The sequence below is a fragment of the Tenacibaculum sp. genome (genome assembly GCF_048269885.1).
Taxonomy (GTDB): Bacteria; Bacteroidota; Bacteroidia; order Flavobacteriales; family Flavobacteriaceae; genus Polaribacter.
Genome location: NZ_JBLWTZ010000004.1, coordinates 128,237 through 153,367 on the forward strand (window position 1 = coordinate 128,237; position 25,131 = coordinate 153,367).

General features: G+C 35.5%; 29 protein-coding genes. All 29 read right to left on the reverse strand.

Annotation, left to right across the window (positions count from 1 at the left end):
* Nucleotides 1-4: 4 nt before the first annotated feature.
* The 29 genes from ACN0WY_RS04570 to ACN0WY_RS04710 all read right to left on the reverse strand — a co-directional run bounded on the left by ACN0WY_RS04570 (nt 5) and on the right by ACN0WY_RS04710 (nt 25,073).
* Entirely contained in the window at nt 5-655 is a 651-nt protein-coding gene (locus tag ACN0WY_RS04570) for a hypothetical protein (protein WP_159612853.1), read from the reverse strand.
* Nucleotides 652-1,545: a ribose-phosphate pyrophosphokinase gene (locus tag ACN0WY_RS04575; protein ID WP_159612851.1), complete on the reverse strand. Its 894-nt coding sequence runs from the start codon at nt 1,543-1,545 to the stop codon at nt 652-654. Before ACN0WY_RS04575 ends, ACN0WY_RS04570 begins: the two co-directional genes overlap by 4 nt.
* A gap of 8 nt (nt 1,546-1,553) precedes the next feature.
* Entirely contained in the window at nt 1,554-3,056 is a 1,503-nt protein-coding gene (locus tag ACN0WY_RS04580; protein ID WP_159612849.1) for a thymidine phosphorylase family protein, read from the reverse strand.
* Nucleotides 3,057-3,063: 7 nt separating this feature from the next.
* On the reverse strand, nt 3,064-3,465 hold the full coding sequence (locus ACN0WY_RS04585) for a DUF6010 family protein (RefSeq protein ID WP_159612847.1): 402 nt from the start codon (nt 3,463-3,465) through the stop codon (nt 3,064-3,066).
* A 5-nt stretch (nt 3,466-3,470) separates the two neighbouring features.
* Nucleotides 3,471-4,853, reverse strand: coding sequence for an MBL fold metallo-hydrolase RNA specificity domain-containing protein (locus ACN0WY_RS04590; RefSeq protein WP_159612845.1), 1,383 nt, complete (start codon nt 4,851-4,853; stop codon nt 3,471-3,473).
* Nucleotides 4,850-5,710, reverse strand: coding sequence for an ATP cone domain-containing protein (locus ACN0WY_RS04595; RefSeq protein WP_159612843.1), 861 nt, complete (start codon nt 5,708-5,710; stop codon nt 4,850-4,852). The genes ACN0WY_RS04590 and ACN0WY_RS04595 overlap by 4 nt, the downstream gene beginning before the upstream one ends.
* 3 nt (nt 5,711-5,713) lie before the next feature.
* Complete coding sequence (locus ACN0WY_RS04600) at nt 5,714-6,544, reverse strand: universal stress protein (protein ID WP_159612841.1); 831 nt, start codon at nt 6,542-6,544, stop codon at nt 5,714-5,716.
* 29 nt (nt 6,545-6,573) lie between these two features.
* A complete protein-coding gene (locus tag ACN0WY_RS04605) occupies nt 6,574-7,569 on the reverse strand; it encodes a 2-hydroxyacid dehydrogenase (protein WP_159612839.1) in 996 nt (331 codons plus the stop codon).
* A 1-nt stretch (nt 7,570) separates the two neighbouring features.
* Entirely contained in the window at nt 7,571-8,839 is a 1,269-nt protein-coding gene (locus ACN0WY_RS04610) for an MgtC/SapB family protein (protein WP_239178632.1), read from the reverse strand.
* A 2-nt stretch (nt 8,840-8,841) separates the two neighbouring features.
* Nucleotides 8,842-9,816 carry an ATP-dependent 6-phosphofructokinase gene (locus ACN0WY_RS04615; protein WP_159612835.1) on the reverse strand — a complete coding sequence of 325 codons (975 nt, stop codon included), beginning with the start codon at nt 9,814-9,816 and terminating at the stop codon, nt 8,842-8,844.
* 4 nt (nt 9,817-9,820) lie between these two features.
* Nucleotides 9,821-11,179, reverse strand: a complete 1,359-nt coding sequence (locus tag ACN0WY_RS04620; protein ID WP_159612833.1) for a dicarboxylate/amino acid:cation symporter — start codon at nt 11,177-11,179, stop codon at nt 9,821-9,823.
* An 11-nt stretch (nt 11,180-11,190) separates the two neighbouring features.
* Nucleotides 11,191-12,252, reverse strand: coding sequence for a class I fructose-bisphosphate aldolase (locus tag ACN0WY_RS04625; protein WP_159612831.1), 1,062 nt, complete (start codon nt 12,250-12,252; stop codon nt 11,191-11,193).
* An 11-nt stretch (nt 12,253-12,263) separates the two neighbouring features.
* Nucleotides 12,264-13,274, reverse strand: coding sequence for a type II glyceraldehyde-3-phosphate dehydrogenase (locus ACN0WY_RS04630; RefSeq protein ID WP_159612829.1), 1,011 nt, complete (start codon nt 13,272-13,274; stop codon nt 12,264-12,266).
* Between the two features lies 1 nt (nt 13,275).
* Nucleotides 13,276-14,589 carry a Na+/H+ antiporter NhaA gene (gene nhaA / locus ACN0WY_RS04635; protein ID WP_159612827.1) on the reverse strand — a complete coding sequence of 438 codons (1,314 nt, stop codon included), beginning with the start codon at nt 14,587-14,589 and terminating at the stop codon, nt 13,276-13,278.
* Complete coding sequence (locus tag ACN0WY_RS04640) at nt 14,582-15,973, reverse strand: NAD(P)/FAD-dependent oxidoreductase (RefSeq protein ID WP_159612928.1); 1,392 nt, start codon at nt 15,971-15,973, stop codon at nt 14,582-14,584. The genes nhaA and ACN0WY_RS04640 overlap by 8 nt, the downstream gene beginning before the upstream one ends.
* A gap of 16 nt (nt 15,974-15,989) precedes the next feature.
* On the reverse strand, nt 15,990-16,439 hold the full coding sequence (locus ACN0WY_RS04645) for a universal stress protein (RefSeq protein WP_417799672.1): 450 nt from the start codon (nt 16,437-16,439) through the stop codon (nt 15,990-15,992).
* 38 nt (nt 16,440-16,477) lie between these two features.
* On the reverse strand, nt 16,478-16,990 hold the full coding sequence (locus tag ACN0WY_RS04650) for a hypothetical protein (RefSeq protein ID WP_159612823.1): 513 nt from the start codon (nt 16,988-16,990) through the stop codon (nt 16,478-16,480).
* Between the two features lie 11 nt (nt 16,991-17,001).
* On the reverse strand, nt 17,002-17,616 hold the full coding sequence (locus tag ACN0WY_RS04655; protein ID WP_239178636.1) for a lycopene cyclase domain-containing protein: 615 nt from the start codon (nt 17,614-17,616) through the stop codon (nt 17,002-17,004).
* A 113-nt stretch (nt 17,617-17,729) separates the two neighbouring features.
* The gene (locus ACN0WY_RS04660; RefSeq protein WP_159612819.1) at nt 17,730-18,008 is read right to left on the reverse strand and encodes a DUF5676 family membrane protein; all 279 of its coding nucleotides are present in this window, start codon (nt 18,006-18,008) and stop codon (nt 17,730-17,732) included.
* An 18-nt stretch (nt 18,009-18,026) separates the two neighbouring features.
* Entirely contained in the window at nt 18,027-18,245 is a 219-nt protein-coding gene (locus ACN0WY_RS04665; protein WP_159612817.1) for an SHOCT domain-containing protein, read from the reverse strand.
* A 20-nt stretch (nt 18,246-18,265) separates the two neighbouring features.
* Nucleotides 18,266-18,487 (reverse strand): heavy-metal-associated domain-containing protein, encoded by a 222-nt coding sequence (locus ACN0WY_RS04670; RefSeq protein ID WP_159612815.1) that lies wholly within the window; start codon nt 18,485-18,487, stop codon nt 18,266-18,268.
* Between the two features lie 9 nt (nt 18,488-18,496).
* Nucleotides 18,497-18,724, reverse strand: coding sequence for a hypothetical protein (locus ACN0WY_RS04675; RefSeq protein ID WP_417799673.1), 228 nt, complete (start codon nt 18,722-18,724; stop codon nt 18,497-18,499).
* 90 nt (nt 18,725-18,814) lie between these two features.
* On the reverse strand, nt 18,815-19,120 hold the full coding sequence (locus tag ACN0WY_RS04680; protein WP_159612811.1) for a cytochrome c: 306 nt from the start codon (nt 19,118-19,120) through the stop codon (nt 18,815-18,817).
* Nucleotides 19,121-19,141: 21 nt separating this feature from the next.
* On the reverse strand, nt 19,142-20,326 hold the full coding sequence (locus tag ACN0WY_RS04685; protein WP_159612809.1) for a porin: 1,185 nt from the start codon (nt 20,324-20,326) through the stop codon (nt 19,142-19,144).
* On the reverse strand, nt 20,326-20,700 hold the full coding sequence (locus ACN0WY_RS04690) for a c-type cytochrome (RefSeq protein ID WP_239178640.1): 375 nt from the start codon (nt 20,698-20,700) through the stop codon (nt 20,326-20,328). Before ACN0WY_RS04690 ends, ACN0WY_RS04685 begins: the two co-directional genes overlap by 1 nt.
* Before the next feature lie 116 nt (nt 20,701-20,816).
* Entirely contained in the window at nt 20,817-21,422 is a 606-nt protein-coding gene (locus ACN0WY_RS04695; RefSeq protein ID WP_159612805.1) for a WG repeat-containing protein, read from the reverse strand.
* A 71-nt stretch (nt 21,423-21,493) separates the two neighbouring features.
* Nucleotides 21,494-22,075, reverse strand: a complete 582-nt coding sequence (locus ACN0WY_RS04700) for a helix-turn-helix domain-containing protein (protein WP_159612803.1) — start codon at nt 22,073-22,075, stop codon at nt 21,494-21,496.
* Nucleotides 22,076-22,251: 176 nt separating this feature from the next.
* Complete coding sequence (locus ACN0WY_RS04705; protein ID WP_239178642.1) at nt 22,252-22,677, reverse strand: HYC_CC_PP family protein; 426 nt, start codon at nt 22,675-22,677, stop codon at nt 22,252-22,254.
* 164 nt (nt 22,678-22,841) lie between these two features.
* Nucleotides 22,842-25,073, reverse strand: a complete 2,232-nt coding sequence (locus ACN0WY_RS04710; RefSeq protein WP_159612801.1) for a TonB-dependent receptor family protein — start codon at nt 25,071-25,073, stop codon at nt 22,842-22,844.
* Nucleotides 25,074-25,131: the final 58 nt, after the last annotated feature.

Here is a 25,131-nt window from a genome sequence, read left to right on the forward strand (position 1 = left end):
ATTTTTAATCATAAGTCATTGTAAAATAGCTGCCATCCGTTTCAGTGAATTTTTGAAACATCAATAAATTGTTATTGTTTAATTGCTCAATAACAGTATAATTGAGTTGTTTGATACGGATACCTATTGCATAGGCTTTAATATTTATTTTTGATTCGATTTGCATGTTTGCTTTGTTAGTTTTCAATTGACGGTTATATATTTTAATAAGACTTTTAGAGCCAAAAAAGTTCAGTAAGCCAGAGTTGAAACTCATTTCTAGCTCAATATCCTTTAAACTGCCTAAATCGTAGAGTTCAGTAAAGTTTGTAGTTGAACTATTGATTTCGGTTTCTTTAGAATTGGGTTTTGTAAAAGGGAATGCCATTACCATAATACTTGTTTCATCAGGTTTGCATTGATAAATTGTTGTGTATTTCTCGATATTGATTTTCTTGTTATCGAATAACTCTGTTGCAACTTCAATTTTATAATATCCGTCTTTTTTTATTATTTCTCCCGCCTTAAATGACTGCTTGTTAAGCAACGTACCATCTTTATCAAAATTTTCACGTACTACCGTTCTGCCTGAAATTTGTTCAATAAGCATTTTAGTTTGTCCATAGATTGTGAGATTGAATAGGATAAAAAATAGTATGAAGCTTAGTTTTTTCATATATGATGCATTAGTTTCTTTACCTCTTTCGACATAATATCGCTCAAATCAATAGTATTTGATGGGTGTGGAATGGTATTGCAGGTCACTATTTTTTCAACACCTGAATCCATTAGGTCTTGATAGGCATTACCTGAAAAAACAGCGTGAATGCCCACACATATTGGCGGTTTCATTCCAGCCCTTTTTAAGTGGCCTACAGTCTCAATCATAGTACGAGCGGTTGAGATAATATCGTCAACCAAAACAGGTGTAGCATCTTTATATTTATCAATGTCTGGCACCGAAACTTCAACATCTCTATCGCCGTGACGTACTTTCTGTAACACAGTAAATGGTGCACCTGCATTTTTGGCAACTTCAGAAACCCATTGTTCACTTTCGGAATCGGGACCAATCAATACAGGATTTTCAATATTTTCTTGTATCCATTTCGAAATAGCATCTGAAGCATGAATAACTTTGTTTGGGATGTGGTATACTTCACTCAATGAGTGTATCCTGTGTAGATGAGGGTCAACAGTGGTTATACTATCTGCAAAACCAGAAATTAACTTTCCAAAATAGGTAGAGGTAATGCCTTCACCTTCGTTAAATATTTTGTCTTGTCGCATATATGCTAAATAGGGTGCAACCAAACAGGTGCACATTGCGCCTAATGATTTTGCTGTTTGGCTTAAAAAATATAGTGGTAATAATTTCTCATCAGGGTCGTGTAGGGTGCAGATCAAAACCACACATTTGTCTTTTACATCGGATAATATGCGCGTGTAGGATTCGCCGTCAGGGAACTTTCGTAAAGTAGTCTTTCCCACTTCAGCGTCTATTTTTGTAGCCATTAACTCTGTTAATTCCTCGTTTCCAGGAAGGCTGAATAGTATAGTTTTCATTTTACTCTTTATTTAATAGTTATAATGTCGTTATGATTGTTCTTGTAGTCTAAGGCATAATTTAATTCGCCTTGTGATTCTGCATAGAGGGTATACAGTAATTGGTTTTTTTCAATTTGTTCGTTTAAATGTACATTCAATAAAATTCCTGCAGATTTAGACTGTGGTGCACCCGAAAGTTTGGCGAGCTTCGCTATCTTTCGATTGTCAATGCATTTCAAAGTTCCTGAAGCCTCTGCTTTAATTTCTGCTTTATAAGGTGCCAATACAGGTTCGATAAAACGTCCTTGGGCTTTACAGATGGCAAGAAACTTTTCATAAACCTTACCAGATTCCAATAATTGTATGGCCGTTTGACGACCTGAGCCTAAAGATACTTTACCTGAAAGCTCAAGAAGTTCACCTGCCAAAAGCATAGCTCGTTCTTTAAGGTCTTTGGGAGCATCTGCCTCATTTTTTAAAACTTTTAATATGTCGATAGCTTCTAAAGTGGGACCTATACCTCTTCCAACGGGTTGTGTACCATCTGTAATAACAACTTTTACATTAAGTCCAACAGCGTTGCCTACGGTTTCCATATGATTCTTTAGTTTTTCAGCCATTTCTGTACTTCTAACTTTAGCAGTTTCTCCCACAGGAATATCTATAACTACGTGTGTTGAACCTGCGGCAGCTTTTTTAGATAAAACTGAGGCGATGAGTTGACCTTCACTATCAATGTCCAAGGCTTTTTCAATTTTAATAAGGACATCATCGGCAGGGCTTAGTTGAGCAGTACCACCCCAAACAAAACAACCACCTTCTTTTTCTACCACAGCCGTTATTTCTTCGGAAGAGAGCGTTACGTTGGTCAGAACTTCCATAGTATCTGCTGTGCCGGCAGGAGAAGTTATAGCCCGTGAGGATGTTTTTGGCATTGTAAGTCCATAAGTAGCTACTATGGCCACTACCAAGGGCGTGGTTCGGTTTCCAGGCAAGCCACCTATGCAATGTTTATCTACTACAATTTCTTTGTTCCAGTTTAGTTGTTTGCCAGAAGCAATCATCGCTTTGGTGAGGTCGGATATTTCATCAATGTTCATTCGGTTGCCTGCACAGGCAGTAATGAATGCTGAAAGGTGTATGTTGGAATAGTCGCCTTCAACGATGTCGGTTATGATTTGGTTGTAGGCATTATAATCCAATTTTTGGTTATAGATTTTTGCCCTAACGTGGCTTAATGATTCAATAGGTTCCAAATGGGAAACCTGTAAGGTGTCATTGTCAGAAATGTTCAATTTTTTAGCTGCCGCATCTGATAGACCTATTTCATTAGATAGTAGGATATTGGAATTTATAATGTTAAGACTTGCAACAATTGAATTGGTTGTAGTTGATACCCTAATCCTGGTTAAGGCTTCAAAGCCTTCTGATATGCAAACGTGGCAATCCTCTCGCATATACACCACATTCTCGTTTTGGGTATAAATTCCTATATGCTTGTATTTTAATATGTTTGAGCGTTGTTCCATAATACATTTATTTTTTTATTTTTAATAATCTTGAAGAAGTCCAAAGTACCCAAATACCAAGAGTTATATCAACTCCCAAACAGAACAGTGGCCACCACTGAGGTGGGTTTGTTGAAAACACAATATTTCCTTGAAAAAGATCATAGATGCCGTGTAATATCAGTGCAATACCTACGATTTTTATGTGCTTATGATGTCCTAATATTGCTATAATTGAGAATAGGAAAGCAATGCTCGTTTCAAATATAATTTCGTAAGTATTGTTAGCCTGTAAAGCAAAAAGAACATAGTAAAAAGCAATAACAATCAATAATACTGGATAGAAACTGCTGTCCTTGTCAAAGCCTGTTTTCATCGCAAGTAATACAATGAAAAATCCTAGTAGTATCCCAATTATTAATTCGATCATATCTGTTAACTAAGTATTATTTCTTCAATATTATACAGTTGTGGAATTTCTGCATCCCAATTATAGGTTTCCTTGATGCCTTTCTGTAAGGCTTCTGCGCTTTCTTTTTCGCCGTGTACGATGAAAATCCGCTCTGGCTTATTTTTTATTTTACTCATCCAATTTATAAGTTCGGCGTGGTCTGCATGTGCCGAGAGTCCTTCAATTTCTGCAACTTCCATATGAAATGGCACCCATTTTCCGTACACTTTCAACTCTTTATCCCCTTCTAATAATTTTCTACCACGAGTACCTTCAGCTTGATAGCCCACAAATAACAATGTATTGTTTGGGTTTTGTGCTTGGGTTTCAAGATAGTTGAGCATTCTTCCGCCAGTAAGCATTCCACTTCCGGCAATGACAATTTTTGGTTTGTTATCGGTTCTTAGCTCCATTGTTTCACGATAACTACTAACTACAGTAAAGTGTGAGCACATTTCATTACATTCATTAGTTTCTAATCTATGCCAATCTCTGGTGCGGTGGAACAGTTCGAGTACATTTGCTCCCATAGGGCTATCCATTATCATTTGTACTTTGGGTATTTTATTCTCCTTTAGTAACTTCCAAAAGATGAGCATCATCAATTGGGCTCGTTCTACTGAAAAGCTTGGAACAAATAAGCTTCCCTCTCTGTTTATGGTATCATTAACCAATTTTTCAATCTGCGGAAGGGCTTCTACTTCATCTGGATGAAATCTACCACCGTAGGTGGATTCCATAAAGAGTACATCTGCTTTTTTTGGTTTTAATGGTGGATATAAAAGTAAGTCATTGGTTCTGCCTATATCTCCTGAAAACACAAAACGTTTACCACGTATATCCAATTCGATGTAGGTTGCTCCAAGAATGTGACCATTATATTGGAATCGGGCTCTGATACCATCAAATAATGGAATCCATTGTGCTTGAGGGATTCCTTTAAAATGTGGGATGGTTTTTTCTACATCTTTTAAATTGTACAAAGGCTCTGCAGGACTGTGTTTAGAATACCCCTCTTTATTAGCACGTTCTGCTTCTTGTTCTTGTATTCTAGCACTATCGTTCAAGATTATTTTTGCGATGTCCAAAGTAGGATTAGTACCATAAATGGAACCATTAAACCCTTGTTTTACTAATCGAGGCAGATATCCTGTGTGGTCCATATGGCCGTGTGTGAGCAAAACCACATCAATTTCTGAAACTTCAACTGGTGGATATTCCCAATTTTTTAGACGCAATTCTTTTAGTCCTTGAAAAAGCCCGCAGTCTATAAGTATCTTTTTTTCTCCCGTATCCACTAAATATTTAGAACCGGTTACGGTGCCTGCCGCTCCCAAAAAGTGAATGTTTATTTTAGTGTTGTTCATTTTTTTCTGTTATTTGATTTTGTTTTACATAGTTCTTCAGAATCTTCTAAAATCTTTTTATGTCTCGATTTTTCAATTCCAATTTTATTCAATAAACTAGGTGTTTCGTGAAGCTCTTTACAAAGTACAATCCCAGTTTCGAGTAACATAGTTTTCTCTTGTTTTGTGATTGTTGTTAATGCTGTGAGTGGATGTAAACCAGATTGGTCTATTCTGTTCTTAAGACCATTTCCCAATGGATAATCCCAACTGGTCATTAGCAACCCAACACATTTACCATATTGTATAGCATCCGTGGTAAAGCGGGTATTGGTGTACACTCCACCTTGATGAAATTTTGCTTCGTGACCTTTTTGATGCTTCCATTTCTTTTCTATGTCTAAAAATCTTGAATGGATATATAAGGGTATTTTTACGTTGCAAAACCTCCCTTGGTCACTATGGTATTTACATTCAATCATATAATGAGAATTGTCCTTTTGGGCTATTACATCTACTTCGTGCTGTACACAATTTCCTTGTACAATAACTCCAACTTTTGTTTCAAATCCTTCATGTGCCAGTAGTTTGCCTACTAACTTTTCAAACGGAAATCCCGAAGGTCCCAATTCCATCAAGGCTTTTTTGAGTTTGTATTTTGAGGCACTTACTCGTGATTTATCTTTAAGCATTTTAAAAGCCATTTGATAGATTTTTTTCGTAGTAATCCCCTCGTAAATTGTAGATTCAATTTGAGTTATTATTTCTTGAATTATCTCCTCACTTGTTTGAGCGCGTCGTAATGAATCTTTAAGCTTGTCAACATTAAAAGGAACAACATCTCCAGAGTGTTTTATTATGTTTATTGAGTTGCCCATTGTTTAAATATGTATGGTCATTACAGGTAAAGTGGAATGATTAGTGACACCTTCGGCAATACTCTTTGAAAATAGGCTTAAAAACCCTGTTTTACCGTGTGTGACCATGGCTATTAAATCTGTAGGATGTTGTTCTAGAAATGTATTGATTCCTGTTTCAACTGAGGGTTCATTATAGACAGCCATTGAATAGTTTTTTAACTTCGGGAAGTTTTGTAACATTTTTTCAATAGGCTCTAGGCCAAGTCTAATATTATTGAAATCTGTCTCGGTATTAATACGCAATAAATGGATGCGAGCATCGCATTTATTAGCAATGGATATTACCTGTTTAAAAGCATCAGTTATATCCTCTTCGAAATTTGAAACAAATACAATATTCTTAAAAGGAAAGTTGACTTCTTCATCTTTTACAACAATTACGGGAGCATTGGCTTTTCGTACAATTTGTTCAACATTGCTGCCTGTAATTTCTCTTATAACACCTTTAGTACCACTACTTCCTGTAATGATAAAATCGTGATGAAAATGACCTGAATGGTCTATAATATCACCTTGGTCAGCATCAAATTGTAAAAACGTTCGACATTTTAGGTCATTACGCTCTGCCGTTTTTTCCAGTTCACGTAATGCTGATTTTGCTTTACCTATTTGCTTTAATGTTTCGGGATATTGTTTTTCCTTTTCTTTATCTAGTTTTACCCAATCTACTGGGGTTTTCATAAGATGTAAAAAGTGAATTTCAGAACCGTACAACTTGGCCATTTCAATGCCTAGTTGTGCTGCTTTGTGGCAGTTTTTTGAAAAATTGGTTGGTATTAATATGTTTTTCATTTTTTGATGATTTATAGGTTCATATATTTTTAGTTTAGGGTAACTTCATTTCTAGAAGGGACTTTTTCTTCAAAACAGTCTAAATTGTATATCGTGGTATCTGCGATATTTTTTAATGCAGTTTCGGTTAAAAAAGCTTGATGGCTAGTGATAAGAACATTATTAAAGGTCATCAATCTGGCAATTACATCATCTTGTAAAATGGTATCAGAGTGGTCTTCAAAGAATAGACCTTCTTCCTCTTCATAAACATCCATCCCGAAATATCCAATTTTACCAGATTTTAATCCTTCAATTACGGCTTTTGTGTCAACCAAACCACCTCGGCTTGTGTTAATGAGCATAACGCCTTTTTTCATCAAGCTTATGTGTTCTGTATCAATTAGGTGTTGCGTTGATGGCATCAATGGAATGTGCAAGCTTATAATATCTGCCTGTTTGCAGATTTTAGTACAGTTGGTATAGGTTACATTATATGAGTCTATGAGGTTTTTGTCTTCAACGATATCGTGAGCCAATATTTTGCATCCTAAACCATGTAGTATTTTTATGAGTGCTGCTCCTATTTTTCCTGTTCCAATAACCCCCACAGTTTTGCCGTTTAGATCAAACCCAGTAAGTCCATTTAGTGAAAAATTTTGATCTCGAACTCTGTTGTGTGCTCTTATTATTTTTCGGTTAAGGGCTAAGATGAGAGCTAAAGTATGCTCTGCAATGGCATATGGAGAGTAAGCAGGAACCCTAGCAACTTTTATGCCTAATTTATTTGCTTTTTCAAGGTCAACGTGATTAAAACCAGCTGAGCGTAATGCGATATACTTAATTCCTTGTTGATTCAATATATCTAAGACATCGGAAGAGGCATCATCGTTTGAGAATAGGGCAATAGCTTTGGATCCTTTCGCTAATCTTGCTGTTTCTTTTGTAAGTCTAAATTCTAGAAAGTTTAATTCATGTTTTCCATTGTTTGCCTGTTCAAGGAAAGGCTTATCAAATTTATGTGTACTGAATATTGTTGTTCTCATTTTAATTTCTTAATTGTATTAATATATATGTTATGCCAACTATAATGACACTTCCAAAAATTAGCATTACTAGTTTTCTTGTTTTTTTGGAACCTTTAAAATAGGTAATGCCTAGTTTTACTATCATATTGCTTATGGTCGCGGTAAGAATAACATTTGTTACGAGAGCAAATTTTTCTTCTAAAACCCCAAATTTTGACATACTAATAGTTATGGCATCTGTATCGCCGAGACCAGCAATGAGTGCAGAATAGTACAGTCCTTTTTCACCAAAAAACTGATTGCCGTAAAAAACAGCAAATGCTATTCCTATATATATTGCTCCAAAACCAAGTGCATTCCAGATATTAAGTGGATTACCAAGATTAATTCCTGTTTCGGTAACCTCATTGTCTTTTTTCATAAAAAAGAGGGCACTAACCAAACAAATAAATGTTAGGATGGAGAAAGGAACGACTAAAAATGCAATTAGGGCATTGTTGAAGATATAGGCTAATACAGCAAGTCTTGGAAACATAATGGCAGAAGCTATAATAATACCTGCGGCGTATTGTTTTGACAGTTCTGGGGATTCTTTGCTTCGTGATGCATAGATCCAGGATACAGCCGTGCTTGAAATTAGACCGCCCAAAATGGCAGTAAGCAAGATTCCTCGCTGGGATCCTACATATTTTACAAGGAAGTAGCCGATGAAATTCAGAAAAGAGACAATCACTATTATTGCCCCAATCTCAAAAGGGTTTAGTAAGCCTTCTGAACCATAATCTTGATTTGGTAAAAAAGGTAAAATAAGAAGTGCAATAATTGAAAATTTAATAAAGGCAAAAAGCTCTTCTGAAGTAATGTTTTTTATGAAAGTATTAAAAGTTGTTTTCAGTGATAACAGAGTAACAATTACTACTGCAGTGGCAACAGCTTCTTTGTGCAAATGATTAGCAACCATAACTCCCAGAATCAATGTAGCAAATAGTGCTAAATTGGTAGTAATACCCGTCATAGCATGTTTTTGAACTATAGAAAGATGGCTTAACGATAGAAATAATAGGAATGCCGATGCAATAATGATAACCAACCAAGGTGTATAGGTTATGGATAGACTTCCCAAGATAAAACCAATAATGGCAACAATAGGGAAGGTTCTTATACCTGCAAAACCTTGTTCTTCCTTCAATTTATCATACTCGCGTTCTAACCCCAGAATAAGACCAATGCCTAGGCTTATGAGTAGCCCGAGGATAAATGGATTGATATTTTTTAAAGCTTCTATCATTTCTACTTTCCAAATAGTTCTAAAAGTTCGTATAATTCAGTATTTACTTGATGTTGCTTCACCACCTCTTTAAATGAGGTTAGGTGCAATTGATTGTTTAAAAAACCGACCATGACATTTTTTTCACTTTGTAAAAGAGTATTTACACTTGCCACTCCAAGCCTTATACCCAGGATTCTATCTAAAGCAGAAGGATTTCCACCTCGCTGTACGTGGCCAAGTTTTGTAATCCGTACATCGACATTGGGATTGATTTCTTTTATTTTTGAGGAAACAAGTTCGGCACCTATTTCATCACCTTCAGAAACGACGATAAGGAAAGCATCTTCACTATCATATTTTTCAACCTTGTCCAGTAGATATATAAAGTCTTTTGCGCTTTCGGGAATTAGTATGGCATCGGCACCTATCATCAATCCTGAATGAATTGCTATATATCCTGAATCTCTTCCCATTACTTCAATAATAAATACACGATTATGGGATTCGGCGGTATCCCGTATTTTATCAATATTTTCAATAGCGGTATTTACAGCAGAATCAAAGCCTAAGGTGTAATCCGTTCCAGTGAGATCATTATCAATGGTTCCTGGAATACCAATAAAAGGGATATCACATATTTCTGAAAAAGCCAATAGACCTTTAAATGTGCCGTCACCGCCTATGGCAATTAGAGCGTCAATTTTGTTTTTTGTTAAGGTCAGTAATGCTTTTTTACGACCTTCAAGAGTCATAAACCGTTTACTTCGTGCCGTTTTTAAAATTGTCCCTCCTTTATGCATTGACTTTTGTAAGTCGTGTGATTTTAATGGAATTAAATCATCATCTATCAATCCCTCATATCCTTTTCTAAAACCACTTACTTTTATACCCTTTGCTTCAGCAGATTTTACAATGGCGTAGAGAGCAGCATTCATTCCAGGGCTATCGCCTCCAGATGTAAATATGCTTATATGTTTTATTTTGTTAGGATTCATTGATTTATAGTTTAAAACTTGATTTATATTTACTTTCAATACCAACTAATAGCCGGTTTTTACCATATAGAGTATTGAACACTATACAAGCTGTTAAATCTCCTGTAACATTCACGGCAGTCCTGAACATACCTAATAGTCTTTCTACACCAATAATTATGATAATACCTTCTGATGGAATGCCAACACTTCCCAAAACCGAGGCGAGTATCACTACACCACCTCCAGGAATAGCTGGTGTACCAATTGATGCGGCAACAATGGTAACGATGATTACAATAATGTTAAGTAAACTCATTTCCAAGCCGTAGGCTTGAGCTATAAAAAGAGTAGTTATAGTTTGATAGAGTGCAGTTCCATCCATATTGACGGTTGCACCGATAGGTATAATAAAATTGCTAATAGTCTTATCTACTTTCAATTCTTCTTCGGCGGTTTTTAACGACAAGGGCATTACAGCTGCTGAGCTTGTTGTTGAAAAAGCTAATAGTTGAACATCTCGAATTTTTTTTAGGAATTGAAACGGGTTTGTTTTTCCCAATAGTGTAACAAGTCCTAAATAGAAAATTACCAATAGTAAAAGACCAAGAATTACGACTCCCACATAGTATGTTAAACCAGATAAGGAACTTAATCCGACACTAGAGGTTAGTTGAGCCATAAGACCAAAAACGGCAACAGGTACTAGAAGCATTGACCATTTTACTACTGTCATACAGACTTCTTGTATAGCACTTAAAACAAGCTTTACTGGGCGTAGTAAAGAGTTTTCAAGCGATAGTACGGCTATTCCTATAATGATTGTAAAAATCACGATACTTAACATTTCCCCACTTACCATTGATGCCAAAGGGTTGTCAGGAAGTAGGTTTGATATAGCATCAGGAATGGTGTCGAGTCCAAAAGAAAGTTCAGCATCTTCTGTTGCAGTGTTAGTTATTTTGTTGTGTTCTAATGATGCTTGTTGGTGTAAAAAACGACCTGGTTTGAAGATTTGTGATAGTACAGTACCTAGAGTTACCGAAACTACGGTAGTACCCAAAAAGTAAAGTAACACGCCACCACCTAGTTTTTTAAGATTATCCTTATCATTACTAGCGATACCAGTAATGATAGATGCCACAATCAATGGAATCATAATCATTTGAACCAACTTTAGAAAAAGTACGCCGGGAAGTGCGAGCCAATTGCCTATCACATCAGCCGTTTCTTTAGAGATCCAGCCATTTTGGGGACTCAAGAACAAACCTAATCCAACACCGAGGAACAAGGCAATGATAACTTTTAACCATAGGCGGCTTTCTGTCAGTTTTACCAAATAAGCGTTAAATGATTTTAGTGATTTTATCTCTGTTTCAAACATTTTCTGTTTTGTTAAGCAATATTGATTTCTGTATTCAAATAAATACTTTGAACTAATCTTAATAGTTCTACTCCTTCACTAAAAGGTCTCTGAAAAGCCTTTCTTCCTAATATTAAGCCCGAACCTCCTGCACGCTTATTAATAATTGCTGTTGTAATAGCTTCGATTAAATCTGATTCGCCATTAGAGCTTCCTCCAGAATTAATCAATCCTATTTTTCCCATATAACAATTTGCTACTTGCAACCTGCATAAATCAATAGGGTGTTCTGTAGTGAGCGTTTCAGACATTTCATCATTGTATTTGCCGAAATCGATATGTTTAAAACCAAAATTGTTGGTTGGTAATTTTTGTTTGATGATATCGGCCTGTATGGTAACGCCTAAATGATTTGCCTGACCAGTTATGTCGGCAGCAGCATGGTAATCTTCTTTTTCTGTTTTAAATGCTTCGTTTCGGGTGTAGCACCATAAAATGGTTGCCATACCCAAACTATGAGCCTCTTCAAAAGCCTCTGAAATTTCTTTAAGTTGACGGTTACTTTCTTTTGAGCCAAAATAGATAGTTGCACCAATGGCAATTGCACCCATATTCCAAGCGTCCTTTACCTTCCCAAATAGAGTCTGATCGTATTTATTTGGGTAGGTTAGCAATTCATTGTGGTTAATCTTTACAATAAAAGGTATTTTATGGGCATATTTTCTGGCATTTAATCCCAAAACCCCAAACGTTGATGCTACTCCATTACAGCCCGCCTCAATAGCGAGCTTAATAATGTTCTCTGGGTCAAAATAATCTGGGTTTTTATAGAATGAGAAAGCAGCGCTGTGCTCAATGCCTTGGTCAACAGGCAGGATGCTTAAATACCCAGTTCCTGACAGATTTCCGTGACCGTACAACTGTGAAAGACTGCGTAGAACCTGTGGATTTCTATTGCTATTAATAAAAACGTTATCAAGACCTTTATTACTTGGTGTTTGTAATTCGTCTTTCGTGATTTTTTCACAAACGTGATTTAAATAGTAGGAGGCTTTTTCGCCCAACAATTCTACAATGTTCTTGTTTGTTTTCATTTTAATTAGAATTAAATTCCTAAACTTTTATTGGTTTTAGATATGGATTTTGTTCCGTCGGTTTCAATTCCTGTAAGTGCTCTTATAGCATCTATAGTTTCTGGTATTACTATAGCTTGGTTATCCACGATATAGGCATAAAAGAGTTCATCTCCCACTACCTTTAGCATATCTTCCCAAAGTGCAACTTCGTACATATCGCCCCAAGGTCTTCCCATATCCAAAAACATTTCTTTAATGGTATTGTTTGAGACTAGGCCTTGGTCATATTGAATAAACTTTATACGACTAGACGTTTTAAAAGCATTTAAAACTTCTTCTTTCGAGGCTTGCTTTTTTAACTTCACATTCCAGTAGTGCATATGGCTTAAAGTTTCTGGAACTTTTACCGCAGAAGTAATCACATCTAATTCTGGGTCAACGCTTTTAGCATCCGGACCTTGATGGCTCGGGATATCTCTTTCGGGAACCATTGTATTCATTATACCACCCAAATGACTTTCCCAAGGGTCTGTAGCTCTTCTTAAAAGCGTCCCTCTGGCATAATCCAATAAATCAGCTCTTTTTAACGCGGTTAACGTTCTTAATATAGAGGTTGTATTGCAAGAGACTACTCTGGTCGCATCTCTATTTAATGCCGATTCATAATTATTTTCGGCACTAAAGGAATGCCCCGTGGTTTCGTGTTTTTCGCCACCGTGTAATATGAATTTGATGTTCTGTTCCTTATAGATTGTCACATTTAGAGCCGCAATCTTTTTAGGCGTGCAGTCCACAACAAGGTCTGACTTATTTAAAAGTTCTTGCATATTTCCTTTTACTGTAATGCCTTCAGATTTCATTTTGTCTTCAGCTTCATCAGTTGCTGAATAGATATCGTACTCTTTTCTTACCGCATTTTGAATGCGCCAATCGCTTATGATATCGCATACTCCAGAAAGCTTCATATCATCCTGTATGTTGATTGCATCGGCCACTCTTTTTCCTATTACTCCGTATCCTATTACTGCTATTTTTTTCATATTATATTGTTTTAAGTGTTTGATTTTTTATTAAAATGATGGAACCGATAATGCCTGCGATTAGTGATGAAAATAAAATGCCGACTTTAGCGGTATAGATAAATTCCTCATCGGCAAATGCCAATTCGTTTATAAAAAGGGACATTGTAAACCCGATACCAGCTAAAAAGGCAATGCCGTAGATGTGATACCAAGTAATGTTCTTAGGAAGTTTCGCTAATTTTAGAAAGACCAAAATTTTTGAAAATAAGACGATACCAATAAATTTCCCGAGTATGAGGCCAAACCCTATTCCTAGACTTATTGGGTGGGTAAGTACTTCCAGCACTTTGCCATGTAGGTGAATACCAGCATTAGCAAAAGCGAATAGTGGTAGTACGATAAAATTCACAAATGGATTTAGGGCATTTTCAAGTTTTTGAAGTGGTGTTTGAGCTTCTGAACTTGTAACTTTAATTTCTTCGAGTATTTCTAATTGGGAATGAGAAATCAGCGAACCTTTTACGGGCTTTTCTTGTTTGAACTTTTTGTGTAATGCAGCAAGGCGTTGCGAAAATGTAGCTTCGTTAATTTTTACACGACCTGGTATAGCTAGGGCTGTTAGTATGCCAGCAATGGTAGGGTGTACTCCTGAGAAGAAGAAAGCTAGCCAAACACCACCTATTCCTATAATGGCATAGAACCAAGTTTTTCGTACTCCAGCATAATTGCCAATAATTAGTAATCCAAAGAAAAGAAAGGCGTGAAATAAATCCATAGTGGATATACCAGAAGTATAAAAAAGTGCAATCACCATTACACCGCCTAAATCATCAACGACGGCGAGTGTTACTAAGAAGACACGTAATGCAATGGGTAAGCGTTTTCCGAAAAGAGCCAGTACACCCATAGAAAAAGCAATGTCGGTGGCCATAGGTATTCCCCAACCCTGTGATGCTTCGCCACTAGTATTAAGGCTAAAATATATAAGGGCTGGAAAAACCATTCCCCCAATAGCGGCACCAATAGGCAATACTGCATTTTGAGGTGTTGATAGTTTTCCACCTAATATTTCTCTTTTTAATTCTAAGCCAACCTGAAGAAAGAACAGAGCCATTAATCCATCATTAATCCAGAGCAGTAATGGTTCGGTCAATTGAAAATTACCGATGCTAAATGAAATAGTAGTATTTAGAATATTTTGGTAGGTGCTTTGCCAAGGTGAATTTGCCCAAAGCATAGCTATTGTTACTGCTATTAAAAGTACAATTCCTGTGTTACTAAACACTTTATTCGTAATGATCCAGACGCTATTATATGCAGTACTTTTAATCATTGATTGTTATTTTTTTTACTGCGGGTTGCGAATTGATTGTGGATTTTGATTCTGATGGTTTGTTGAAATTTCTAATAATCAGGCGGTTGCTCTTTTCGTAAGTGAAATAGCTTACCGCCCAATTAAAACCAACCATCAATCTATTTCTAAAGCCGCTAATGGACATAAGGTGAACGATAGACCAGAGTAGCCAAGCGAAATAACCACCAAATTTGAATTTGCCTAAATCGGCTACTGCTTTGCGCTTACCTACGGTTGCCATTGAGCCCTTATCTTTATACTCAAAAGGTTTTACACTTTCACCCTTAATTATTTTTAATAATGCAGTACCCAAGTATTTACCTTGCTGTATTGCCGTTTGCGCAACCTGTGGATGCCCTTTTGGTGCTTTATTGGTAGTAACAGCTGCTATATCGCCAATAGCAAAAATATTTTCGTAACCTTCTACCTTTAAAAACGAATCTGTTTTTAAGCGGTTGCCCCTAACTACATGCTTTGAGTCAATGCCCTTGGGAAACTGACCTTTAACCCCAGCTGTCCAAATGAGATTTTTGGCTAGAATACTCTTTCCGTTTTTTGTAGAAACATTATTGCCATCGTAATTAGTAACGGCTTCATTAAGAAGCACCTTTACATTAAGATCCATTAAGTATTTTAGGGTTTTTGACGATGCTTTATCCGACATTGTGCCTAACAGCTTTTCTCCTGCTTCGATCAAATAAATATTCATTATTGAGGATGAATACTCTGGATAATCTTTGGGAAGAATATATTTACAGAATTCTGCCAATGCCCCTGCCATTTCTACACCTGTAGGTCCACCTCCAACAATCACAAAATTGGTCAGCGCATCACGTTCTTCATCATCACAAGTGATGGCGGCCTGTTCGAGATTTTGCAACATCATATGACGAATGTTTAGGGAATCTCTAATATCCTTCATTCCTAAGCTATTTTCTTCAACGGAATCCATACCGAAAAAATTAGTAGTAGTTCCTGTGGCTAATACGAGGTAATCATAATGAATACTTCCTTTATTGGTTTTAACAACATTTAAAGAAGACTGAATTTCTTCTACTTCTGCTAATCGGAAAACCACATTTTTATAACCATTAAACTGTTTTCTAAAGGGAAACACAATACTGTCAGGCTCTAGTGCACTAGTAGCTACTTGGTAAAGTAATGGCTGAAATTGATTAAAATTGTTTTTGTCAAACAAAACCACTTGCACTTTTTTGTTCTTTAGCTTTTCTACCAAGGCCAAACCTGCAAAACCACCCCCTACAATAACCACGCGTGGCCAATTGGTATCTGGTAGGCATATATTGTCCGCTATTTTGCAAGCCGATTTTGATTGTATATTATGTATGTGGTTGTCTTCCATATTTATTCTGGATACTCTAACTGTTATTTTTATCTCTTGCAATCATTACCGAACATTTAGCGTGGGTGGCTAAATATTGTGATACAGAACCCAATAATAGACGTGAGAGAGCACCTTGACCTTGAGAGCCAACTACTATTAAATCAGCATCCCATTCTTCAGCCTTTTCTAGAATGGCAATTTTAGGTAACCCACTTACAACGCTGGTAGTTATGGTAAGTGTCTTATTTATACTCTTAAGGTTATCGCTAGCTTCCGTAACAATCTCGTTCCCTAGTTTTTGAGCACCGTTTATGAATTCTTCAAAATAATGGTTTAAGCTACCGCCGATAGCCATTAATTCTGGGCCTAGTGCTGTGGGGAATTCGTAAACGTTTATAAGGTGAATCTCGGTATTTGAAGGCAAGGTCATTCTGTTAAGTTGCTCAACAGCTGCTTTACTGAAATCTGAGCCATCTATTGCCAATACTATTTTCATGATTTTATGGTTTATTAATAAATATTTTAGGCTCTATTTTTATTTATAAAGTTTTGAGCATCTTCTTTTGAAGCGAAATAAAAGACATTCCCTTTACTTTTATCCTGAACGATTACGGCATTAGCCTTGTCTATTTTTGTGTCATCGATCGGATTGCTACCAAAGCGGACATTATCTATGTTCTTCTGAAGTTTTTCAACACAACCTTGGCAGCACCCATAGTAAGTTATACCCTCTACATCAATCGGTATTTGCTCAACTCCCATATACCTATCGTTTACCATACACACTTTATCGTTTGGTACAATTTCATAAGTTGTTTGAGAAACAACAACTGAATTCATTTGAATGGGTTTTGTTTCTGAGACCGAAAGTGCTGCTGTCTTCTCTTTTTTCTGATTAGAACACGAGAGAAACATAAGCGAGACTATAAGCGTGACTAGAATAGTTATGGATAGTTCTGATACTTTAATGATTGGTTTTTCTACTGTTGTTATTACAGATGCAACGTTCTGTTGTTTAAATTGTCTTTGTTTCATTTTACTTTTTGTTAATTGTGAATTGTTTTATTTAAGCTTACCGGTTTATGCCAATACAAGTGTTCATATAAACTAGACCAATACATCCCAAATGTGAAAGCGAACAGCAGTTCCTCGATAGGAATTCCTAGAATAAGAATATGGGTCAAGTTATCGAGATTCCAATACAACTTCACATATTGGGGATAAAATGGAAGAATACTTCCAAAGTATATGAAGTACAATATGGTAAACAGGATGCCTCCAACCCATATCTTTCTTTTTAAATCTGACCGGCAATATAATGTTGCCAAACCACCTAGGAACATTGCTATAGTACCGCAATAAATATGGTTTAATGATGTGAATAGTGCTAATATTAAAAATATAATAGCTGGTACAAATAAGATGTATTTATGCAAGTGATGTCTTCTGTGATTCCGCTCTGTATGTGTTATTTCTACCAAGGTTTGTTTAAAAATAAGATTGTAGAGCACCACACCTATACCGCCGATAGCAAAAGAAAAAATGAAGCTTTCTATATCAAAACCTGTTTTTTTAGCCAAGTCAAAAAGCGAAGGAGGCATCCAATATTCAGGTACGAACAAAGGTTCTGTAAACCCAAAAGGCATCGTAATTAGGCTCATCTTGAGCATTTCTTTTCTCGAATCTTTCTTTATGAGATAAATTACTGCCCAAAGTGCCAGAATAATTAATGACCATATAAACCAAACGTACTGCATAAGATCTTACAAGCTTTCTATCTTTTTATTTTAATTTGTGCATTGTAAAATGCCGCAATACAGGCGCCAACAAGCCAACCGAGTATAAAGGTTTGTATGATTCCTAAACCAGCTTCCCATAGAGGAACATCCATTCTGATTATATTTGTAGTGTCTAAGCCGTGCAAGAGGCTGTTAAAAAAGTTGATTGTTCCTTCCTTTCCTGCAGTCGACATTACGATCATACAGCCTAGGTAAATTAGTGCTCCAGTAAGACCAAAGGCAAATCCCAGTTTTTTTACGTTTAATCGGTACATAATTTTATAGTTTTTTAATTAGCTGTCTGATTTTAAAATCTTTTTCGATTCTTCAAATTCTTCCTTAGATATTTCACCTTTTGCAAAGCGTTTTTTTAAAATATCCAGAGGGTTTTCTTCTTTGTTTTTTTGATATGGAATATCTGCAGGAATAAAGAATATCCAAGCAAGAAGTATAATCCATATAATCCACCATATAAGGTGCATTCCACCAAAGTGTCCGTCGTATAAATGCATAATTTTTAATTTTAAAATTGTTATTGATTTATTTTTGTAATTGTATATTCCCCTAATTTATCTAGTTGCTTTTGTATGTCTTGAACAGAGAGCGTTTCGTTCATAGAAATAATCGTGGCACCTTTTGGTGCTAAAAAAATCTCTACTTTTTCAATATTAGGATGTTCTTCCAATGTCTTCTTGACCCTTGAAATACAACCGCCACAACTGATACCGCTTATTTGAAATTTTTGTTTTATCATAGATGTTTTTTAATGATGTTGATGCTTTTTGTGTTTTTCTTCTGAATGGTTGTGTTTATTATCCTGGTCATTCTGATTGTTATGTTTATGTCTTCCATGTCCGTGTGAACCATGGGGCATAAATAGGTGGATAGCAAACATGAATAGTATAAAGATGAAAAGGGACGAGCCTCCACCTATACCGAAAGAAGGTGCTAAAAAGATAAAAAGTAACGGCAGTCCGCATCCGATGACCATCCATATCCAGTGATTGTTTTTCATTGTTTTTTATTTTAGATACATTCCTTTACATGTAAATAAAAAATGGAAAGAAATATATTTTAGTTGTTAATTAGAAGATTTTAGAAAGGCCTCAATTTTTGTGATTTCCTTTTCTGTTAAGTTTGCCCGAACTCTCATGTGTAAACTTATAGTCTCCCAATCAGTATCATTATAATCTGCTGGTGAAGGTGCTAAATGACACCTGTTGCAAGTCTCTCCCCATAATTGTGCGCCAGACTTTTCAATTTTAAATTCGTCTTCAACAGCCGTTACAGCTGTGTATTTATCTTTTGTAGAGGAACAGCTTACAATTACTGCTCCTGTTATAAGCAACATTAAACCTATTGAAGCTATTTTATATATTGTTTTCATAATTGTTGTTTTATAAGTTTATTAGAATCCGATAGCCCAGTGTACAAAGAAGCCGGTAGTTTTGCCACCTCCATCGTGACCACCAGTACTATCAGTTGTCTGATAGGCAACTTTTATCACAGACCTCCAGCTTAACCAATAGTTTAGGCCGAAAGCATATTGATCAGACTGTTCTTCCCATTCGGCACCTTCAGGAGTATTAAAGTTTGAATACCTTCCTACCACTTCTAGTTTTTTTAGAAAGTCACTACTAGCCATTGTTGGACGATAGCTAAGCTGAGTATAAAATGAGTTGCTTTTATTGTTGAAGGTATATTCTTCCTCTATATCATCCTCTATCTCAATATAAGTGGCGTTATCAATATTGGAATTATTGTATTGCCCTTTAATATCTATAAAGCCTTTAAGGGCAGGGATTTGTTTTATATAGGAAAAATCAATGGCGTATAAGAATGCTCCAACATTCTTGTATTCGGAATCACTAGCGCCAACTTTATTTGCTGAATATGCAGAAAAGCCAATCTCTGCTGAAGAATCTGCAAAAGGCAATAAACCAATACGACCTCCAAAGGCTTTACTGTTATTATTATCTTCAAAATTTTGGAATAGAAGCATTCCTGCTTCTTCTGGTTCATCACTACCATCTTTTAATCTTGGACCATTAGTAGAATACACAGAATAATTTAATTTTGGTCCTCCTAAATCAAAAGCTCCGCGAAGTTCTACCCCTATGCCGGAAGAAGGGGCAATACCATCGTGACCAAAACCTAAAGGTCTTGTAGGAAGCCTGTTTATCCAAGCAGGATGTAAGCGTTCCATAAATGTCCCAAAAGGCAATAAAAACTTTCCAGCTCGAATTGTCATGTTTTTGTTGAGAACATACATTACATTAGCATATTCTAAACCAACTTCTAATTCATTACCTTCTAACTCAAACTCTAACTCAGCCTCAAACATAAATCTATCTGAATGTTTGAATAAAAAAATGGGAGCAAAGGCAGAACCAACATATGATGATTCTGTTTCTTCACTATTGCTTAAAGTATTTAAACCTGTATGTCCATACCCTCTAATCATAAACTGAGTTTTACTTGGTTTAAATGACTCGGAGGTTTTAGTGCTGTCTGTTTTAAAATTGTTATATGTCTGACTATAAGTGGAGTAGTTTAAAATAACAATTGCAATAAATACTAGTGTCTTTTTCATTATTTCAGGGTTCTTAAATAGTTAATAAGTTCCCAGCGTTTTTTTTCTGGGATTGAAGTTTTATATGAGGGCATTGGTGAACGTCCTTGTTCTATCTTCCAGAAGATTGCTCCATCTGATTGTGATTGAAAAGTGTCGCTGGTTAAGTCTGCTGGCTTTGGTGTAAGTCCTGTGCCTGCCATACCATCACCTTTTCCTTTAGGTCCATGGCAAACAAAGCATAGCATTTTATATATCTTTTTACCTGATGCAGTAGCTTTTGCATCGCCTTTCAATGGGTTTTTTATTTTATCAGCACTTGCTGGAGCCACCCACTTGTCTTGCTCTATTGAAGTATATTCTCTTTTAGGAGAATTAATAAACCCTACTGTCAAGAGGTAAATTAATCCCAGTAGAGTTATGCTGAAAAAAAGCTTTTTTGTTCTCATTTGATTATGATTTAGTGTGTTACTGTTTTTTAAAATATCTTAAGATTCGACTAGAATAGGATTCAACGTGATATCTTTTTTAAGTTCCATTTGTTGTTATTGCTCTTTACCACAATTAGACTGTCTGAAATAAATTTAGAAGTGATGATTGGTGGAGTTTTACTTTTAGTATATTTTGGAGGAATATGTATAGCTAACTGAGTTAGATGGTCTATAACATTTCCGTTTTCATCAATGATCACTTCATAATAATGGTAGTTGACCACATCTTTTTTAAAGATATCATTATAACCTATGGTCTCTTTATGAACTATTAATGCTAAGGCCTTGTTACCTTGAAAATTCGAGACATTTAGGAACTGTGGTTTGATACTTGTTTTTCCTTTTTTATCAATAAAGCCATAATAGAGTATACCATCCTTTTGATGTGTTATAATACATTTACCATTACTGAACACAGGATAGTTACCCTTGTCTGTTTTGGTCTGTATCAAATCACTTCTAAAGTCAATAATTATAGAACCGTTTTGATCAATAAATGCCCATTCATTCCCTTTTTTTACAGCTGCTAGACCGTCGTGAAAAGGGGAGATAAAGTCAATATGCTCTAGGGTTTGCCCAAATCCTAACATTGGGATAATTAATAATGTGAGGAGGATTGTTCTCATTTTGAATAGTTTTTAATTTGATGAAACTAGAGGTTGTTGCAGGTTTTTATCTGCATAACTTTCTTTTTTATCTATATAATTTCATCGTAATTATTTCGCTTCCAATTTTCTGTGTTTTTATAATCTGTCATACTCATTCCAACCACATCTTTAAACTGCCTAGATAAGTGATTTACACTACTGTAATCTAATAAGTAACCTATGTCAGAAAAGGAATGTTGTTTAAGTTGAATGAGTTCTTTAACTTTTTCGATTTTTAATCGTATAAAGTACTTTTCAATAGTGGTCTTTTCCTTAGATGAGAACAGTTTGCTCAATGTTTTATAGTCTCGATGAAGGGTTGATGATAAATGTTCCGAAGTCTTAACCTTTAAGGTTAATGGAAGTTCAACAAGTTGTTCAATAAGAATAATTTTTATTCTTTCAACCAGCATATCTTCTTCACTTTTAACAATCTCAAAGTTATTTGCATGAAGTACTTTAGCGACATCTTGGTTAATTTGTGTATCGCTTATTCCAGGTGCTTCTACTAAAAGTCTCCCTAGTTCTAAAGAAAGGACAGTTATTCCTAATTCTTGTAGCTCTTGCTTTATTACTTTTAAGCAACGACTACATACCATGTTTTTAATCCAAAATTCTTTTGGCTGTATCATAATTAAAAAGGTATTGTTATTAAGATGTCACTCAATAACTAATTCTGTAAATGCATGCTTACTGCATAATGCGTAAATAATGTTGTTGGAAATTGGGTACAACAGTTTATAGCCTAAGCTATGCTTTGACTATAATTAATTGTGCAGTAAAAGGGTTTTTACTGCGATGTAGAAAATCAAATTAAGTAAGTCTCGTGTAGAATATATATATCCTTGGAAAACAAGGGAGGGACATAGTCCTTAAAAGGAACCATGTTTTTATCTAGTCCTTCAAAAAGGTTGATGTAGGAATAAATAAATGTTTTTAAGAAAACTAAATTATCAACTTCTAGAACTGTAGTTGATTTTTTGAAGCTATCACTAGCTGCTTCTATAAGAACAGTCTGATTGTCACAACACTCTTTTTCCTGTAAAGAGGTGCATTTTTTTAAAGAACGATCTTCTTTTTGAACTTTTTCCTTACAGGTTTGTGCTTTACTAAAAAAAGCCATATCTACTAAATCATCACAGCAAAAATGCATATTTACTGCGAAAGATGTGGTTGATAGCAGTATAAATGCTGCTAAAAAGAAAGACAATATTTTAGTAAAAAATGTTTTCACACTGTAAAGGTAATAATTTTTTTAACATCTAAGATAAAGTGTAATTGCTCTCTTAAGGTGTTTGTTATAAGTGCTTCATTAGTTTTAAGTCAATCAACACATGTACAAAGATAAATTTAAAGTGTGTATTGAAAAATGACTTTTATCAGTTCTTGTTTTCTATTCTAAAACTCATAGGTTAAACCAAAGTTAATACCAAATGGATGTCCTGGTCGTAAGCCTGCTGGCACTCGTGATACAGCGTAAGTAGTATTAAATAAATTGATAATATTAGCTGATAATGTAAATTTGCTATCAAGAAAATAACGAGCAGATACATCTACTACCAAATTTGAACTTACTTTAAATTCTTTCGGAATTGATCCAGAGCCTGCTGTAGTTCTAAATGCGCTGGTATATCTCGAATTAAAATTAAGATCAAATTTTTTATGCTGCATTCCTATGGTTGCGTTTAATTGATGTTTGGCAATGTATGGTATTTCATCTCCAGCTGTAACTATACCATAAATATCTTCACTGCTATCAAAACTTGTCAAAAACTTGGTATCCGTCAGCGTATACGAGAATGAGATGGGTAATGTGAATTTTTTAGTTGTATTACGTAATAGATTATAGTTAACCAGAAATTCGATACCACTCACCCTAACTTCACCAGCATTAAATTGGTCTAAACTCCCTGTTCCACCTGAAGCAGCTAGGTCACTTCCAAGCAAATTTTTGTAATCATTGTAAAAACCAACGAACTCCCCTTTAATTCCTTTGAAATTAAAGCGGGTACCAAGTTCATAATTTATGCTCTGTTCAGCCTTTTGTTCAGGTGTGTTACTTGGCGGTGAAAAGCCTTTATGTACACCCCCAAATATTGATAGGTAGTTGTTGAATTTGTAATTGGCTCCTATTCCTGGAATCCATATATCTATTGAGTTTTGTCGAATCGATAAATCTTGCCCTATTCTTAATGGGTCACTAGTACCGTAGTCGGTTCTGGTAAGTACTATATTTTCATAACGTAAGCCTGGTGTGAGGGTTAATTTTTCGATTTTGGCAGTATATAACAAATGAGCAGCTAGGGCTTTTGCATCACTAATGCGATTCGAATTGGATCCTTTATTGGCTACGGTGGTACGGATTAATTCATTGTTTTGAAAAGCATATCTGTCTACCCATTGAAATCGATCTTCTTCATCTTCATGATATCGTATTCCTATCTCCATGTTTTGCAACCATTCTGTCCCCCATTTTATTGTTGCTACGGATTGAATCCCGGTAGAAGTATAGACTCTATTGTTGGCTTTGATACCTAAAACATCGGGCTGAGTATCTGCATTACCTAGGAGGGTTTGATATTCGGAAGGAAAATTTTCTGGTGCAGATAAAACTTTGCCAATGCTTATGCGTTCACCTAAATTGACATCATCTAGTTTATACCAATTTCTCTTGAATTTATTAATATATCCCGTAGTTCTTATGTTGATGAATGGTGAAACACGTATAAAATGGGTAAGTTGATACTGTTGGTGTTTTCCATTCATTACGTCTTTGCTAGAAGCTCTATACCTTCTAAATGGGTTGTTTTTAAAATCTTCATCTGTTAGACCTAGGTATGTTTCATTTGCCTTTTCTTCGGAATACTGGATTTTAAGTGTTAATGCTTGATAGGTCTTGGCGTCTAAATTAGTGTTAAGTCTAAATTTAGCAGAATAATCAGATTTGTCAAACCCAGTATTGCCACCGCCGTCTAAACCTTTGAAGCCATCCGAATTATAGTTAAAATAATCACTAACAAATCCAAAATTGTTAAAACTGTTACCGATAACGACTTGAGTGTTTCTTGAATTAAAATTTCCTGCAGAAATTGAAGCTTTTCCTGTGAATTTATTAGGAATCTGGGTTGAAATCATGTTTATAGCACCACCTGTAGTATTGGGGCCGTATTGTATTTGACTACTACCTTTTAATACCTCTACAGACTCCATTCTACCTATAGTTGGGAAGTAATATGCTGCTGGAGCACTATAGGGAGCAGGTGCTATGAGAATTCCATCTTCCATCAAGTTGATTTTGGAACTACGCTCTGGGGAGGTGCCACGCAAACTAATATTTGGACGCAGTCCAAATCCATCTTCTTCATAAATATTTATCCCGGGAATGGTCTGCAGAATCCTATTAATATTGGTGTAGGAGAATTTTTTTAAATCTTTTTGTGAGATATAGCTTGCGGATCCTGTTTTGTTTCGAGCTTCAAACTTGCTTCCAAGTAGTGCATTACCTGAGATAACAACTTCTTCAAGGAATTCAGTTTTTAGTTGGATGGAGTCTTTTTCTTGTGGGTTTGTCTGAGCTACAGCTATTGTAGTTGTAAATATCAGAATAAGTAAATGTGTTGTGATTTTCATTTAATGTATTATTTAGAATTAATTTAAATAGCGACAAATGTAATTTCCTAATTTTAAA